The 16,425-nt window shown below is 40.1% G+C and carries 14 protein-coding genes; 3 read left to right on the forward strand and 11 right to left on the reverse strand.

What is annotated here, in order from left to right; all coding sequences use genetic code 11:
* Positions 1 to 8 precede the first annotated feature (8 nt).
* The 5 genes from IPM47_19825 to IPM47_19845 form a co-directional block, all read right to left on the reverse strand.
* Positions 9 to 878, reverse strand: coding sequence for a hypothetical protein (locus tag IPM47_19825; protein ID QQS29057.1), 870 nt, complete (start codon positions 876 to 878; stop codon positions 9 to 11).
* 10 nt (positions 879 to 888) lie between these two features.
* A complete protein-coding gene (locus tag IPM47_19830) occupies positions 889 to 1,542 on the reverse strand; it encodes a hypothetical protein (GenBank protein ID QQS29058.1) in 654 nt (217 codons plus the stop codon).
* A 20-nt stretch (positions 1,543 to 1,562) separates the two neighbouring features.
* Complete coding sequence (locus IPM47_19835; protein QQS29059.1) at positions 1,563 to 1,970, reverse strand: hypothetical protein; 408 nt, start codon at positions 1,968 to 1,970, stop codon at positions 1,563 to 1,565.
* A gap of 399 nt (positions 1,971 to 2,369) precedes the next feature.
* Complete coding sequence (locus tag IPM47_19840) at positions 2,370 to 3,977, reverse strand: T9SS type A sorting domain-containing protein (protein ID QQS29060.1); 1,608 nt, start codon at positions 3,975 to 3,977, stop codon at positions 2,370 to 2,372.
* Positions 3,978 to 3,987: 10 nt separating this feature from the next.
* On the reverse strand, positions 3,988 to 4,860 hold the full coding sequence (locus IPM47_19845; GenBank protein QQS29061.1) for a hypothetical protein: 873 nt from the start codon (positions 4,858 to 4,860) through the stop codon (positions 3,988 to 3,990).
* Between the two features lie 313 nt (positions 4,861 to 5,173).
* On the opposite strand from IPM47_19845, the gene IPM47_19850 reads away from it, so the two are divergent.
* Positions 5,174 to 7,942, forward strand: a complete 2,769-nt coding sequence (locus tag IPM47_19850; protein QQS29062.1) for a leucine--tRNA ligase — start codon at positions 5,174 to 5,176, stop codon at positions 7,940 to 7,942.
* Positions 7,943 to 8,801: 859 nt separating this feature from the next.
* Here IPM47_19850 and IPM47_19855 read toward each other — a convergent pair.
* From IPM47_19855 to IPM47_19875, 5 genes are all read right to left on the reverse strand, one after another.
* Positions 8,802 to 9,938: a hypothetical protein gene (locus IPM47_19855; protein QQS29063.1), complete on the reverse strand. Its 1,137-nt coding sequence runs from the start codon at positions 9,936 to 9,938 to the stop codon at positions 8,802 to 8,804.
* Between the two features lie 141 nt (positions 9,939 to 10,079).
* Positions 10,080 to 10,628: a hypothetical protein gene (locus IPM47_19860; protein ID QQS29064.1), complete on the reverse strand. Its 549-nt coding sequence runs from the start codon at positions 10,626 to 10,628 to the stop codon at positions 10,080 to 10,082.
* Positions 10,629 to 10,746: 118 nt separating this feature from the next.
* Positions 10,747 to 12,000 (reverse strand): tetratricopeptide repeat protein, encoded by a 1,254-nt coding sequence (locus tag IPM47_19865; protein ID QQS29065.1) that lies wholly within the window; start codon positions 11,998 to 12,000, stop codon positions 10,747 to 10,749.
* A gap of 138 nt (positions 12,001 to 12,138) precedes the next feature.
* Positions 12,139 to 12,750: a superoxide dismutase gene (locus IPM47_19870; GenBank protein QQS29066.1), complete on the reverse strand. Its 612-nt coding sequence runs from the start codon at positions 12,748 to 12,750 to the stop codon at positions 12,139 to 12,141.
* 119 nt (positions 12,751 to 12,869) lie between these two features.
* Complete coding sequence (locus IPM47_19875; GenBank protein ID QQS29067.1) at positions 12,870 to 13,283, reverse strand: nucleoside deaminase; 414 nt, start codon at positions 13,281 to 13,283, stop codon at positions 12,870 to 12,872.
* A 659-nt stretch (positions 13,284 to 13,942) separates the two neighbouring features.
* On the opposite strand from IPM47_19875, the gene mnmD reads away from it, so the two are divergent.
* Positions 13,943 to 14,614 (forward strand): tRNA (5-methylaminomethyl-2-thiouridine)(34)-methyltransferase MnmD, encoded by a 672-nt coding sequence (gene mnmD, locus IPM47_19880; GenBank protein QQS29068.1) that lies wholly within the window; start codon positions 13,943 to 13,945, stop codon positions 14,612 to 14,614.
* Positions 14,615 to 14,642: 28 nt separating this feature from the next.
* Here the strand turns inward: mnmD and IPM47_19885 are convergent, their stop codons facing one another.
* Entirely contained in the window at positions 14,643 to 14,945 is a 303-nt protein-coding gene (locus tag IPM47_19885; GenBank protein QQS29069.1) for a hypothetical protein, read from the reverse strand.
* An 867-nt stretch (positions 14,946 to 15,812) separates the two neighbouring features.
* On the opposite strand from IPM47_19885, the gene IPM47_19890 reads away from it, so the two are divergent.
* Positions 15,813 to 16,382, forward strand: a complete 570-nt coding sequence (locus tag IPM47_19890) for a T9SS type A sorting domain-containing protein (GenBank protein ID QQS29070.1) — start codon at positions 15,813 to 15,815, stop codon at positions 16,380 to 16,382.
* Positions 16,383 to 16,425 lie beyond the last annotated feature (43 nt).

Raw genomic sequence — 16,425 nt, forward strand, 5'->3', positions numbered from 1 at the left:
CATTTCAGTTAAGGGTTAATGTTCCAAAAAGGTTTCCAAACGGCATTTACTGATTCGGATGGGTATTCCTCGTCATACTGAAATGCCACTGTACAAATCCAAGCCACATATCTTAGATTATCATTGGTTTCTGGGTTTTCATCTATAGTAGGATTGCTATTAAAATGAATATCGCCTACATTACCGACTATTTTTTTTAATGGCGTATTCCCCGTTTCATAGATTGGTAACCCTTCATGATACACATCCTCTAAAGTGGGTTCTCCCTCACCCACCGTTACTCTAATTTTCTTTTCCCCAACTTCGTCATTTTTGCTCAACATTATAGGGTTGTAAAAATAAGGCATTCCGGGAGGCATCTCACCACCTGTCAGAAAACCGGATAAGGATAAACCCCTGCCTAAATCTGAATTTTTTTCGGAGAAAACGTAATAAGGGCTGTTGCCCGTACCGGTAACTTTATTTAGCAATTCTTTTACCGACAAAGCCCATTCTCGGGAGTTGGTATGTCCAAATCCGAAGATATCAACAGGGTCTTTTGGTCCTGCCTCGAAAAACACGCCTGCACCGCCCCATACTCCGTCTTCCGGGTCGGGGTCTATGCCGGTCGAGTTTCTGAACCTGACCACCTGATTGTATAACGGAAAAATACCCCCTTGTTGGAGAATGGATGCCCCGTTCCGCCAATCACCATCGGGGTCGTAGTTGGGTGTCTGTTCCGAACTGCCCCCTATCCATTGAGTGGGAGTTTCGAGTTTTACGATGCCCTCCCCCGTGCAGCCGAGAAACAGGTTGCGGTTTACATCGCTAAGTACCCCCGCCGTATAGGCACCGGTTTCGTTGCCTTCGCTGTGGCAGCCGATATAGGTGTTCCCCAATGCACTGTTGTCATATATGCCCCATCCCTCTGTTTCGGTTGGTAGTCAGCCCCACTATGGTAGAAGCATTGGAATCGATACCGGCAATATAAAGCCCGTTTCTTTTGCATTTGAAAATCCGGGTATTGTAAATCTGACTGACATTGGCATTGGTATAAACATGTCTGGGGTAGGCATTGTGGATATTGTCGCAAGCATAAATATAAAACACCTCTGAAACGGCATGAGCGCCGCTATCATAAGTAGCTTTTATCCGGACCGGTATTTCTCCGTAGGGGAAAGAGGCGGTATCTGCAAACAAATGAAATTCGACCGAACCTGCGGTAGTCGGTGCAGGAGGAGGGTCTGCGAAATCTACCTGCAAAAACGGAAGCAGCAATGCTGCAAAATCCTCTCCCCCGATCAGTATTTCAATTTGCAGGTTTTCTAATACGGTTCCATCGGGAAGTAAAGTATTGTTGGTAGTTCTTAAAAAATTAACGTCAAGATCGGTTTTCAGGTTCTTTGAGATATATGGGATAGGGTCTAATTCAAAATAGTTTAAAAACCGGAAATCAATGTAGTTGACCGGCAATAGATCTTCGGGGGCGGGGGTGTGTTGATTTTCTTCATGTTGAATATCGGGCGGGTTGGCAATGAAAATTCCGTCAATCTGGTAGAACAACCCCCATATTCTTTGACCTTCTAAAAGATTTTTTTGGAATTAGTGCCCACCACTCTGATGCCATCGCCCGGAAATCCGCTGATTGTACAGTTATTGACTGCTGCCCGCTTATGAAACATCATTCCGTGTCCGAAACCAAAATCGGGATTATATGGGTTTTCGTAGCTTTGGGAGGTGTTGGCATAAATCAAAGAGAAATCCTCTAAAGTAGGTTCGGCATTGGTGGTGAATGGCGCATCCAAAAAATCGGCAACATCAAAACCAGAAGACAAGACAAAATTGATGTCGGGCGATATGGGCAATGTTGGGTGGTTTAGAAACAAACCGGTACCTAAGTTACCACCTTCATAATTTGCATGAACAATCAATCCGTCTGCCGGCAATAACAGATTACTGTCAAAGGGGTGGGGAGCAAACGGGGCATTCACAATCAGAAAGGTGTTGTTAGGACCTGCCCCTCTGATGATGGGAGCACCGAAAATCTGAAGTGTGTTGCTGAAATGGTAGTATCCGGGCGGAATATATATTACCCCCCCCCATATATGTTGTTTTTCAGAGACAATTGTGCTTCATAAAAAGCCGGCAGCCAGTCGCCGTTTGACGTATTGGGTGCGCCGGGCATTGTGGTGATATCAACAAACATAAGGAGGCAGATTTATTTAGGGTAATATGTTACAACTCTGCAAATATACCTTTTATTTTTGAAAACAAAATTTTTGGTAAGATTTTTTTATTTTTTTTGAAAATGTTTTTGAATCATTACCATTTTTAAAGTTTTGAACGGCAATCAGGCTTACTTAAAAATTGGATTTATACAAGTTTTAAAATCATTCCCCCGAAACCACCAATCTGACGGTAGATTGGTAGTTAGGGGTGATGAGTTGCAAAAAGTAAAGACCGGGCGGCCAGGTATGCGAAGGCAGGATGCCGGATGGTTGGTTGGGTTGTTCCAGGTAGAGGATACTGCCGGTAAGGTTAAACACCCGCAACTCTAAGGCAGCACCCTGTGAAATACCGTCTGCCTGCCAAAAAAAGTTTTGGTTTGCCGAAACAGGGTTTGGATAAAGCGACAAAGTGGGCAGGTTGGACTTAGGTGTATGTATGCCGGTGGCGACATCAATTAGTGTGCAAAGGGTATCGTTTCCGCAGGGGTTGGTGGCGACGAGGCAAAGGTTGTAGGTGCCGGGATTGGGATAGGTGTAAACGGGCATTGCAGTTTGGGCAGTATCCGAATTTCCGAACAGCCAGGTATATTCATGGGCACCTGTGGAGGTGTTGGTTTCTATGTTCAGGGTGTAATTGTCTAAGGAATGGGTAAAAGCTGCCTGCGGACGGCAATTGCCGGTGGAATCCATTTTTACGAAGAAGGGGTAGGCCTCATAATTAGGGGAGGTAATGTGTACTGCCACGCCACCTACTAGATAACCCCCATCAGATGTTTTCATGATGGTTCTACCTACTGTCTGGTAATTTTGTATCCCAATATAGTCAGACTGCCATTGCAGGTTGCCGTTGTTGTCTGTTTTGACAACCCAAAGCTTCTCGAATAAATAAGTTCTTCCTACTGTAATATAGCCGTCTGTACCCGTGCTGATGATGTTATTAAAACCATACTCGTATGGATTCACTGGTGGAATAGTAGTTTGATACTCTTTACCCCAAATGATATTGCCGTTCAGGTCAACTTTTATTATAACGCGATTTCCCGTGGTAACGATATAGCCGTCTCCCTCGTTGGCGTGAATAATGCTTCGGGTTTCTGGAGAAAATTCATCAATACAGGTCTGACTTAAAGAGCTGCCAGTGTATTTGATAAAACAGGAATGGCAATCATTACATTGTGCAAAAACCATCCAGCCGTTTTCGTCCAATAAAGGCACCATGTCGTTATTTTCACCTGCTGCCCAGTCATCAAGGGTTTGTACCGGAAGTATTAGATAATTAAGAAAACTTGAGTATGTTCCGGTGAAACTGTTTACAGACCATGTACAATTATAATTCATAGGAATATCAGCATCGCCCAGAAGTTGAAAAGTTAAACCAGAATAAACGACATTGTCGCCGGTACCATTTATGGATTCACAAATACCAAAGAAAAGAGAGGATAAAACTGATTCGGGAATTTCCCATTCTAATTCAAGATTGAGGTTTAATTTCTTTACCCCAAACATATACCCTCCGTCTGTTGTCCGTACACCATGACCTCCTGCATGATTACTTGTTAATACCGTATCTCCTGTTTCAGAATTTAAGATGACAATGCCCGGATATCTGCCAGAACTCAAAAAGTTCCCGTCATCCATTTCGAATAAATCAAAAACTTTTGTATCGTAATAGGATGAAGCATTTGATTTGAAATAGCTCACCCACCCTTGTGAAAATACAAATTGAGGGCAGATCAGAACAGCCAACAAAGAGATTGAAATTTTTTTCATGGTATTGTTATTATGGGTTTATGAACCAAATAGGTTTCCATACGGCATCAATTGAGTCTTCTGGAATTTCGGAGTTGAAATTGAATGTCTCTGTACATATCCAAGCTACATTGTCTAAACCGGTTTCACTTTTTGGCAAACTATTAAAATGTACATCACCAACATTGCCAATTATTTTTTTTAAAAAAACATCTTCTTCTTCAATTGGATCATAATAAGTAACTGCACTTCCATCATGATGAACCAACTCTACTGTAGGTGCGCCAGGCCCCACCGTTATTCTGATTTTCTTTTCCCCTTCTTCATCATTTTTGCTCAACAGGATGGGGTTGAAGAAGTAGGGCATTCCGGGCGGTATCTCACCTTTGGTCAGAAAACCGGAAAGCGATAAAGCCCTGCCGGCATCAGCATTGGCTTCGTTGAATACATAATATTTGCTTTCTCCAGTATCGGTATCTTTATTTAGCAATTCTTTTACCGACAAAGCCCATTCTCGGGAGTTGGTATGTCCAAATCCGAAGATATTAACAGGATTCTTTGGTCCTGCCTCGAAAAACACGCCTGCACCGCCCCATACTCCGTCTTCCGGGTCGGGGTCTATGCCGGTCGAGTTTCTGAACCTGACCACCTGATTGTATAACGGAAAAATACCCCCTTGTTGAAGAATGGATGCTCCGTTCCGCCAATCACCATCGGGGTCGTAGTTGGGTGTCTGTTCCGAACTGCCCACTATCCATTGAGTGGGGGTTTCGAGTTTTATGATGCCCTCCCCCGTGCAGCCGAGAAACAGGTTGCGGTTTACATCGCTAAGTACCCCCGTTTTATAGGCACCGGTTTCGTTGCCTTCGCTGTGGCAGCCTGTGCAAACCATGTCAATTATCATAACAGTTTTGCTTTATCGGCGGGAATTGACGGTTACTACAAATTTACCCTGTTTTTTTGAAAATCAAAAACTTTACAGGTTTTTTACTTAGGTGCTGACCATGAAACTGCGCTGCGGAGTACAAAGCCGAAAAATTGCTGTTTGTAACTATGCGAAATTGCATTTATAGATTGGATCCTGCTTGTGAAAGAAGTTCCTTTTTCAATAATTTCAGATACTGTTCAGAATGAGGCAGAAGTCTGCCAAATCAACAGAATAAACTAATTCATGTTACAATGTGTATATTTGCCCCCAAAATAGTTTTTATTCAGTTATGGATTACAATTTCACGGACATAGAAAAAAAATGGCAGCAATACTGGCAGGAAAATGAAGTATATATCACCTCCAATCAGTCTGATAAGCCAAAATATTATGTATTAGACATGTTCCCCTACCCTTCCGGTGATGGTTTGCATGTCGGACATCCTTTAGGTTATATTGCTTCAGACATATATTCGCGGTTTAAACGCATGAAAGGCTTTTATGTTTTGCACCCCATGGGTTTTGATGCTTTTGGCCTTCCGGCAGAACAATATGCCGTTCTTACCGGGCAACATCCTGAAATCACTACTAAACGCAATATTCAAAGATTCAAAGAACAACTACAGTTGCTCGGACTTAGCTACGACTGGAGCAGGGAGGTTTCTACCTGTGATCCAAAGTTTTATAAATGGACTCAATGGATCTTTTTACAACTTTTTGACTGCTGGTATAACAAAGCAACCAATCGAGCGGAGCGAATCCTTACACTGTTGACTCTTTTTGAAGATAGCGGCACAAAAGATGTGGAGGCTGCCTGTTCTGAAAATACCCCACAGTTTACCGCGGCAGAATGGGCAAATATGGACAGCAGCGAACGCAGCAAAATACTCATGGATTACAGGTTATGTTTTCAATCGTATGCCATTGTAAACTGGTGTCCCGAATTAGGCACTGTCCTGGCCAATGATGAGGTGAAAGACGGAGTTTCCGAACGCGGAGGGCATCCTGTTTTGCGCGTTCCGATGCGACAATGGTTTTTACGGACAACAGCCTTTGCCGAAAGACTTTTATCTGGATTGGATGAAATTGACTGGTCTGAATCTACCAAAGAAATACAGCGAAACTGGATTGGCAAATCTTTGGGAGCTGAACTTAGCTTTCAGGTAGATCAATCCGATTTGGCTTTGACCGTATTTACCACAAGAATTGACACGGTTTACGGGGTAACCTTTTTATCTGTTGCCCCCGAACATGAACTTTTAGACCAGTTAACAACTCCCGACAGAAAAGTAGCTGTCAAACAATACCTGGAGGCTGTCAATAACCGGTCTGAACGGGAGAGAATGGCGGATGTAAAAACGATATCGGGCGAGTTTACCGGAAGTTATGTCATCAACCCTTTTAATGGTGAAAAAGTACCGGTTTGGGTGGCCGATTATGTACTTGCAGGCTACGGAACCGGAATTGTAATGGCGGTACCTTCTTCTGATGATCGGGATTTCAGATTTGCCAATCACTATAACCTGCCCGTTATTTGTGTGATTGAGGGCACCGAGAACTTAGACAACCCCTGTTCTGTAAAACAGGGCAATATGATTAACTCCGGAATGCTCAACGGGTTGGATTGGCAGGAAGCTATTTCAAAAGCCACAAACTATGCGGAGCAAAACGGATTTGGCAAGGCCAAAGTCAATTACAAAATGCGGGATGCCGGATTTAGCCGTCAACGTTACTGGGGTGAACCCTTTCCCATAGTTTATCGAAACGGAATTGCCTTCCCGCTTTCAGAAGACGATTTGCCGCTTGAACTGCCTTCAGTAAAAAGTTATGAACCTACCAAAAACGGAAAGTCGCCTTTATCAAACCTGACCGAATGGGTCAATAGCCCCGAAGGCGAAAGAGAAACAGATACCATGCCCGGATATGCAGGCAGTAGCTGGTATTATCTCAGGTATATGGATCCTCATAACAACAACGAGTTTGTATCAAAGGAAGCAGAACAATATTGGAAAAACGTGGATTTTTACCTTGGCGGAGCTGAACACGCAACCGGACATTTGTTTTATGCCCGGGTCTGGCATTTCTTTTTGCACGACCTTGGATTGGTAAGTACCCGGGAACCTTTTCAGAAATTGGTGAACCAGGGCATGATTCAGGGTCGCTCCAATTTTGTTTACCGTATTGCCAATACTAATACTTTTGTTTCGGCAGGATTAAAAGATCAATACGAAACAACCCCTATTCATGTCAATGTAAATTTTGTCGAAAATGGGGACATATTGGATATTGAAGCGTTTAAACAATGGCGACCTGACTTTGCAGAGGCTGATTTTATCCTAGAAAATGACAAGTATATCTGTGGTTGGGCGATAGAAAAAATGTCAAAATCCAAATACAATGTCGTCAACCCCGATGATGTGGTCGCCAAATACGGTGCAGACTGTTTCCGGATGTATGAAATGTTTTTAGGCCCGCTGACCGATGCAAAACCCTGGAGTACCGAAGGAATTGAGGGCGTTTCGAGGTTTTTGAGAAAATTCTGGCGATTGTTTAATATAGTTAACGAACAACCTCAGCTTACAGATGTTCCGCCAACTGCTGACGAGTTAAAAGCATTACACAAAACCATTAAAAAGGTTAACGACGACATCGAACGGCTTTCTTTCAATACAGCAGTCAGTGCGTTTATGGAGTGTGTCAACGACCTTTACACGCTCAAGTGCAACAACAGGCAGATTTTACAGGAACTTGCCGTTTTGATGGCTCCCTTTTCACCTCATCTTTGTGATGAACTTTGGCAATTGCTTGGTAATACCGAATCTATTCATTTTACCTCGTACCCTGTTTACAATCCCGAATTCATCCGGGAAGATAATTTTGAATATCCGGTTCAAGTCAATGGTAAGTTAAGGCATAAACTCACTCTGCCCTTAAATTTGATGGAAGAAGAAGTTAAAAATGCAGTTCTTGGAGATGAAAAACTCGATGAATGGATTGGTGGGAAAGAAGTGCGTAAATTTATCTACCTCAAAGGAAGAATCATCAATATAGTGGTATAAATCAATTGCTTTGGACTGTTGAAAAACAGGACATTTCACAAAGCGTTATCCTGAATCGGTAAATCTCAACCATCCGAACTGTTGAACCGGTAATCCCCTTTACAGAACTAATCGGGAATAATTCCGGCAGGCATGAACCCAATAAAATTATTGGCAAATCTTAACGCTGTTTACCATCAATTCCCAATGACTTATTGTTGCCAGGATTTCCGCACTTTTATCAGGGCACTCCTTCAACTCGTACTTTTTAGTTTTTGAGCGAGTAGATTGTCTTTCAGACGTTAATTATTCTTAAAAAACCAAGAATTATCGGGGTGCCCTGTAACTTTTTGGGTATCAGATTCGATTAGTATTTGTTCCCGCGCAAATTGGATGTTGACTACCTGCCTAACCAAATAATAAAAAATCAAAAAAAAACTGAAAAAATTCGAAGATCATTGAACTTTTACCAAGTACCTTGCGTTACATGGTAGTAAATCAAAACAAGGTTCTTAAACGAAAGTTAATTTTTAAAAAAACGCACCACTCTAACTTTAAAATCTTAAAACTATGATCATTCTACTTTTAGCGCTTTTGATGGGAATTTTATCGGCTATTTTCTTTCTGGCAGTTTAAACGACCCCTGTTTTAAAAAATCAAAATACGGTGAAGTAACCGGTATGTATTGACTCATACCATTCCCATTCTTTTGTCAAATTGACTCTTTTTCATACGTACATGTAGCTCTCCCTTGTCATCATCATGATGTAGGGGGAGTTTTTTTTTTGTTGTCCTCTAAAACGGGTTACATTTATTGTTCAGGACAACAATTAAGTTGAATTGCGGATGATAAATTGCCTGAACAACCTTCAGGTTTGTCCTACAAAGCAGGAGGTCTTTTTGAATTTAGCGGTATTTCAAAAAAACCTCTGATGGGTTTAACCATCCAACCGGGTACCTGCTCTTCGCAAATCAGCCGTTCTATGCTTGTGTGTTTATCGGGGACTGACACTAACTGTGCGGATATATAAATATCATTTCGTTTTGGATAATTCGGATCATAGATATAAATCCGGTAAAAGTTACCGCTATATTCTTCATAGGCATAAGCAAGTACCTGATGGTTTTCCCACATTTTACCTTCATGCCGGTCAACATAAACCATTCCAAACTGTACTAACCTTTTTTGGTCTAATTGTGGCTTAATTTTTTTCCATTCCAGTGCTGTCAGTTCCTGAGTTTTGGGAGTAGTTCTTGTAAACCACCAGTTAAAAAACTTAACTAAATAGAAATATCCTGTTCCAAAACTCTGAAATTGCCGCTTTAATAAATACCGGTATAAAGCTGAGCCCGGTTTCGGAACATTTGCAACATCGGGTAAAGTCAGATTGTGTTCAAAAAAATCGGCAGCAGCTTTTACCATCCCCCCACATAACCCATAAGTAGAATCAAATTTCGAAACAAAAGGGAGTTTTGCTGCAAAATAGTTGGCAAAACGGAATCCGTTTTTATCGGGTAAAAAACCGGTATGTACCGTTTTCACGGGAGTTCCGAAAGGAGCGGTACTAAAATTTCTAATCTCCCTTTTGGATTGACTGTTTGACAATAAGGAATCCTGAACGGTACCGCTTTCATTATAATTTACTGATGTTTCTGAATTTTCAGGATTGGTATCAGATTCGGGAACCTGAGAATCTACTTTATATCGAATAACATATCGCGCAGCTCCGTTATGAAATTCATCGGAAAACTCGCCTAACCTGATGTTGTCTGCGATTATATCGGTTTGTCCAATATAAAAAGGTTTGTATTTACCTTCTTCCCAAAGCTGAATACTTACCATTGAGCTGAACCTTACACTTTCGTTTAAAGTCCACTGCTGCCCGGAGTGCATGATTTGTTTAAATTGTGCAATATGCAGTTCATCTGTAACTATGCGGCATTGCAGTTCATCGGCCTGATCAATGTCGTTGGTTTCGAGACATTCAATATTAAGCAAAGTGAGAACAGGTTGCATAACAGGAATATTTAGACAGTATTGAAAAGATGTAAAATCGGGAAAGAAATACGGAGTTTGATTCAATAGCATAAAAAAAACCGGATTATGCCTATTGATTATGCAAGATCCGGTTTTTTTAAAAAAATATTTGTTGGTTTCTTAACGCGATCGGGTGGGTATCACACTCATGGTAAGATAGGCAGTTTTGGTTTCAGTGTTGTAAACAATTACCGACTGAGGAGTTCGGGTTACAAACTCAACGACCTTATCCATCAAATCAATGGGATAAGAAAGTGTAACCATTCCTTTTTCACTGATAGTTTCTTTGGTAGTAAGCACTTTTGAAGTAGGAGAATAGAAGTTAAGCAACCCTACTTGCTCGTCCTGAGCATTAAACAACAACATGGATGCCACTAATTGATCCGGATTTGCCATGGGGTTGGCTTTGAAATCTATGCGGTAATTTCTAATTGCATGTTCTTTCTCCCCTTTTGTCAAAGGAACCACCGGAGTTTTGGGTTTTTCTGCGCCATCACCTCTTCCGGGCTGAGCATCCCGGGAATTGACTTTACTCTGAAACTGGGGGTTTTCGGTCAGTTTGGTGGTAGTTCCGGGGGTAGAATTGTCTTTACCGCGTTCCTGTGCAAACAGCGTGGAGGTAAACACAGAAATTACAACAAAGAACAAGATAAAAGCAAATTGTTTCATGGTGAATTTGATTTATTGAAAAATTGAATTTTGCAAACCAACAAGATTAAAAAATCCTGCTTTAAAGTTACAACGATGTAAAATTAAGTCTTTCTGTGAAAATATGGGCAAAAAACCGTTAAATAGAGTTGGTGAAAAAAACGAGCATATAGATCAGAAGCAGTGCAAGCAATGAAATACTTAGGATCTGAGCGACCGGCAATAATTTTTTCAGGTGAACAATGCGCTTCGATTTTTCGTACAGCCTTTTGGCAGTTGAATCCTCAGGTTTGATGGAATAGGCTTCTTCAAAAAAACTCATAGCTTCATGATGGTTTTTGGCTTTATAGGCTTCCCGCCCAAGGTTGAAAACTTCTTCGAAACAACACTCGGTTTTACAGGCTTTCATCTGACGGTAAATATTGGAAATGTTGTATCCGAAATCTATATGAAAAACAGCGGCGGCTTCTTCATACTGTTCAAGCGCAGCGTTCCATTTTTTCAGTTTAAACAATCTTTCGGCTTCCTGCAGACTTTCAAAAAACCAGTCCTCTTCATTTTGTTGTTTCAAAATTTTATATGCGGGAACCGGTGTAACCAAACTCTTTTCCCGCAATAGGACAACTTTAGGGGCAGGTTTTATTTGCAGGGCTTTTTCAAAAAAATTTGCTGCCACGGGATAATCTTTTTGTTGAAATGCCCGCTCGCCGTTTTTAACCAACTGTTCGAAATGTAGTTCGCGAAAGCAAATCAACAATTTGTCATTGATTTCGTTAAACCTATCGTCCGAAACAGAATCAGGAAGCGTTTTGAGCATTTGTGAATATAGTTGTCCGGCCATTTCCCATTTCCCGTTCTTAAACTTTTGATTGGCTTCCTTTAACATGTTTTGAAATAGCTTTCCGCTCTGATTTCTGATTGCCAACCTGATTAGTTTTAAAAATGATTTTTCAAACAAGTTGTTGTACTGCAACGGCAAAACCTGTTCGGGTAATTTATCGAGTAAAAAAACTGTAAAATTTTGAACGACCTTTTGGTAAAGATTTGATTTAGTAAAATCAAGGTCTGATAAGGTGATTGCGCCGATCAAAACGTCCTCAGCTTTGTTACCGTCAAATATTTCCGGCAAATGAGCGGTTGAAGCAGGTAAAAATTCATCCCCAATTAACATCAAAACAATATCGGCTTTTCTTATTTGAAATCCGGTTCTTTTTTTTGTTTCCAATTCTCCTGACTGTTCAACCTGAACAGAGCCATTTAAAACCAAGGATACATTTTCATCCATCATCAATCTTCTGAATGAACTGATGATTTTAACCAACCTTTGAAACTGTGTTTCGTTTCGGGCTGAATAAACCACAAATAAATGGACAATGAAAGTACTTGATTTCATAAAAAATTAAACCGCACTTCTAAACAAATACAAAACAGAATTTGAGACCTGAAAAAGCGATAACCATAAAACGGGTCTAAATACAAAACTCCCTGATCGAAGATTCAAAAAGGGAGTTTTGTTTCACACATCAGGGGCTTATTTTCCACCTGCTGCATGGTAAGCAGCACTGACTTCAGCCCAATTGATAACTTCAAAAAAGGCATTGATGTAGTCGGGGCGGCGGTTTTGGTATTTTAAGTAGTAAGCATGTTCCCAAACATCCATACCCAAAATAGGGGTACATTTGTTTTCAGCCACATCCATCAAAGGGTTATCCTGATTGGGACTTGAACAAACACAAAGAGATCCGTTCTCTTTTACACCAAGCCAGGCCCAACCTGAACCAAACCGGGTAACTCCGGCTTTTGAAAAGGCTTCTTTAAATGCATCAAAAGAACCAAACTGAGCCTGAATGGCAGCAGCCAATGCGCCTTGGGGTTGTCCCCCACCGGCCGGAGACATGATTTTCCAAAACAAATTATGATTCCAAAATCCACCTCCATTATTTCGGACAGCAGGATTACTTCCTGCAACCAGCAATAATTCTTCGATGGTTTTACCTTCCAGCTCAGTACCGGCAATTGCATTATTGAGGTTGGTAGTATAAGCTGCGTGGTGTTTGCTGTGGTGAATTTCCATGGTTCGCGCATCAATATGCGGCTCTAAAGCATCGTAAGCATAGGGCAGATCAGGTAGTTGAAATGGCATAACAGATATTTTAATGATTAAGTAAAATTATTGATTTGCAGCTCAGTGTTAATTGTCTGAGATTTTATTTACAACATTGGTTATCAAGCTATGGTTCAGGATAACTTAAAAAATACCTTTTATCGTTTGCGTTTAAAAAAACCGGTCAATAACTGTGCACATTCTATATCCAAAACTCCATTTATTATCTTTGTCTTGGGGTGCAAAACAGGTGGTGTAAGTTTAGAATATCCCCGTTTAAGATCGAAAGCTCCAAACACTAAAGTATCCAATTGTGCCCAATACATCGCCCCGGCACACATTGCACAGGGTTCGAGCGTTACATACAAAATACATTCGTTTAAATACTTGCTCCCCAAATGATTGACGGCAGCAGTTAAAGCCAAAATTTCGGCATGAGCTGTAACATCATTCAACAACTCAGTCTGATTATGTGCCCGTGCTATTATCACATTCCGGCAAACAACAACTGCTCCTACCGGAACCTCATCATTTTCAAACGCGTTTGTTGCTTCCTTCAAAGCTTGTCGCATGAAATATTCGTGTGTCAGCAATTTAGTTTTCGGTTTTTTCCTGATTAATTAGAACTATGGAATCAAACTATCTGAACTCTTATGATTGATATAAAAAATTGGGGGGGGTATTTGCATACGAAACTATGGCTTTTGTTAAATTAAAATCAAAGCCTCTGGAAAAAAAACGCACCCTTTAATCAAAAACCACAGGGGGGTTGTATCAAAAAACAATGCCCCTAATGCATATTTCGCCCCCCCCTACCCTATATTGTAAAAATAACTTCCCTAAAAAGGGCTAAAAATATTTCAATTTTAAAGGTAAAAATTGACATTTTAAAGATAAAAATTGCAATTTTCAAATTAGAAATTGTAATTTCCTTGTTTAAAATTGCAATTTTAAAAACCAAAATTGAAATTTTAAAGGCAAAAATTGAAATTTCCCTAAAGAAAATCTCAATTTTATAAAGCAAAAAAGAGATTGGAAAGAATAAAATTACAATTTTAGAGGCTTAAATTATAATTTTAGAAGCTTAAATTGCAATTTTAGAGGCTTAAATTGCAATTAAAACTTCAAAAAAGTCAATTAAAACGGGCAATATATCAATTAAATTTATTTCCATTGACATTTTTTTGGGCGATTTCTGTTAAATATCATTCTGAAATTAACGATAAACGATATGAACAGGCAATTGATAACCACTGCTGATGGTTCTCATTCTATATATTTATCTGAATTTGACGAGCATTACCATTCCGTTCATGGCGCAATTCAAGAATCTGAACATGTTTTTATCCGCGCAGGTTTTGATTTTGTAAGCTCCGGGCAGAACCCGCTTAACCTGCTCGAAATAGGGTTTGGAACCGGATTAAACGCATTATTAACTTACCTGAACCATCAAAAAAATCCGGAAAGAACCATAAACTATACTGCTATTGAGGCTTTTCCGCTTGAAACAGCAATTGCCTCCCAACTCAACTACCCGGAACTGTTGAATTCAGAAGCGGCAACTGAGGTTTTTAACCTTCTTCACCAATCTGAATGGAATCAGGCTGTTAGCATTTCATCCCATTTTACAATTACAAAATTAGAAACCACTATTCAGGCCTATCACCCTTCAAACAAATTTCATTTGATTTATTTTGATGCTTTTGCTCCAACCGCACAGCCGGAATTATGGACTGCCGATGTTTTTTCCAAAATGTTTGATTCCTTAAAAAAGGGAGGAATTTTAACCACCTATTGTGCCAAAGGCATCGTAAAAAGAACCTTAAAAGAGGTGGGGTTTAAAGTTGAGTCGCTTCAGGGGCCAATTGGAAAACGCGAAATGACCCGAGCCCTCAAAATCTGACGGATGGGTAATTCGTTGAATGAAAGTTTTATTTAAAAGGGGAATAATAATAAAAAGTGAGCACTAATGCCAATAAAATAGTAACCCCTATTGTTCCCCGCATTGAATAGTCGCGCTCTTGTCGTTCAAACACCTTTGCCGGAAGAATATTTGCCAGCAAACTGACTATTAACATAAATCGAAGGGTAAAACCACTCCAGGTGTCCGGCATATAAAATTTTATCAACAACCATTCTATACCTTTCAAAATGGCAAACATCAAGATTGGGGCTGAAATACCTGCAATAATTCCATTCATCCAGGTATCATTCGAAACACGGCGGTTGTTCATAAGACAAACAGGGTGATTATTAGGGTCTAAAGATAGGGTAACTTACTGATAGAAGCAAATGACGGAAACAATTACTTAATACCTCTAATGCACATAAAACATGAGCCATAAATACATCACATTGCAAATGTGCTACATCTTAAACCCATCTTTTGAGAAAATAATTTTTGACCCAACCCTTTTACCCACGCTACAACAAACCTAAAATACAGCATATTGTACCAAAGCAGGTTTTATCTTCCGATTGGTTTAAAACAGGAAACTAAGTAGAACAGAAAAACATTTCAGCAATCATCACCTACAATCATTGCAAAACCAATATAACCCGTATGAATCTATCCGTTAAACCGAATGAGCAACTGACTAAAACCCCTAAAGTTGACACTAAAAAGTGTAAACAATAGACACTTTCTCCCCTTTCCAATCCTCTTTTTCAATTTTCCTATACACTTTTTGGATTTTCCTATACACTTTTGCTTTAGGAGGTTTGTAAACAGTATTTTTTTACATCTAAAGGTTGGGCGTTCAGACATCGGATGTTTTGGGGACATACATGTCTGAAAAAAGTTGGTGCATCTATCTCCATATTTCGAGGCAACCCACAAACAACTTTTGACGAATGAGGATGGATAAAACCTGCCGATAGTCAATCTCTACGTAAATAAGACTTTGTTCCTTCATTCAATGTACAGTCATTATTAAATGCCTATTTAAACCCATTACGAGAGAATTGTTTTGAGTAAGCTCAATTAATTTTAAAAAAATTAGCATAAAAGATACAAGGGTATTCATAAAAAGTTAGCTTTGTTCGTGCATATATGAAAAGCGACTATAAATAGGGGATAATGACAGGATAGCTTGCTTGCGTTGTTACACTGTTTAGACACTGAATGGGCAATACGCTTGTTGGTTGGTACTTATGTTGATGAGGGTCTTTTTGAACAAGCATTACACGAACTGCAAAACTTGCCGGAAACACCGGAAAATGCTGAATTTATAGCTTTGTACCAAGCTATAATACAAGGTGGTATAGAAGGAAGTGGTAAATCTGATGTAGCTGCGGCAACGATAAATAATATTGCAGAAAATGAGTTTTCTAAAAACAGTGCTTTAGCTCAAAGCGTTTTAGCAGTTTATAAAAGTACTGATTACGTAAGGCATGGGGCTACTATTAATTTGCTTGCAAATAATGTTGTAAAAATTCCGAATTATAAATTAGTGCCCAATCCGGCGCAAGACCAAGTTACTGTTATGTTTACCAGATATGTCAAACCCAACCAAACACTGGAAATATTTGATTTGCAAGGCAGATTAGTTCTGATACAAAAAAATGTTGCACAAAACACCCTTGTAAATATTGCCAATTTGCAAACCGGCGTGTATTTCTGCCGTTTATCTGATGAGGCGGATGTCGTAAAATTAGCCGTTGTGCGGTAGCATTTTTTCTCAAATGCGCAGGTCAAAACAAACACCTGCGCAT

The organism is Sphingobacteriales bacterium, from assembly GCA_016700115.1.
In the GTDB taxonomy this organism is placed as follows: Bacteria; Bacteroidota; Bacteroidia; order Chitinophagales; family UBA2359; genus UBA2359.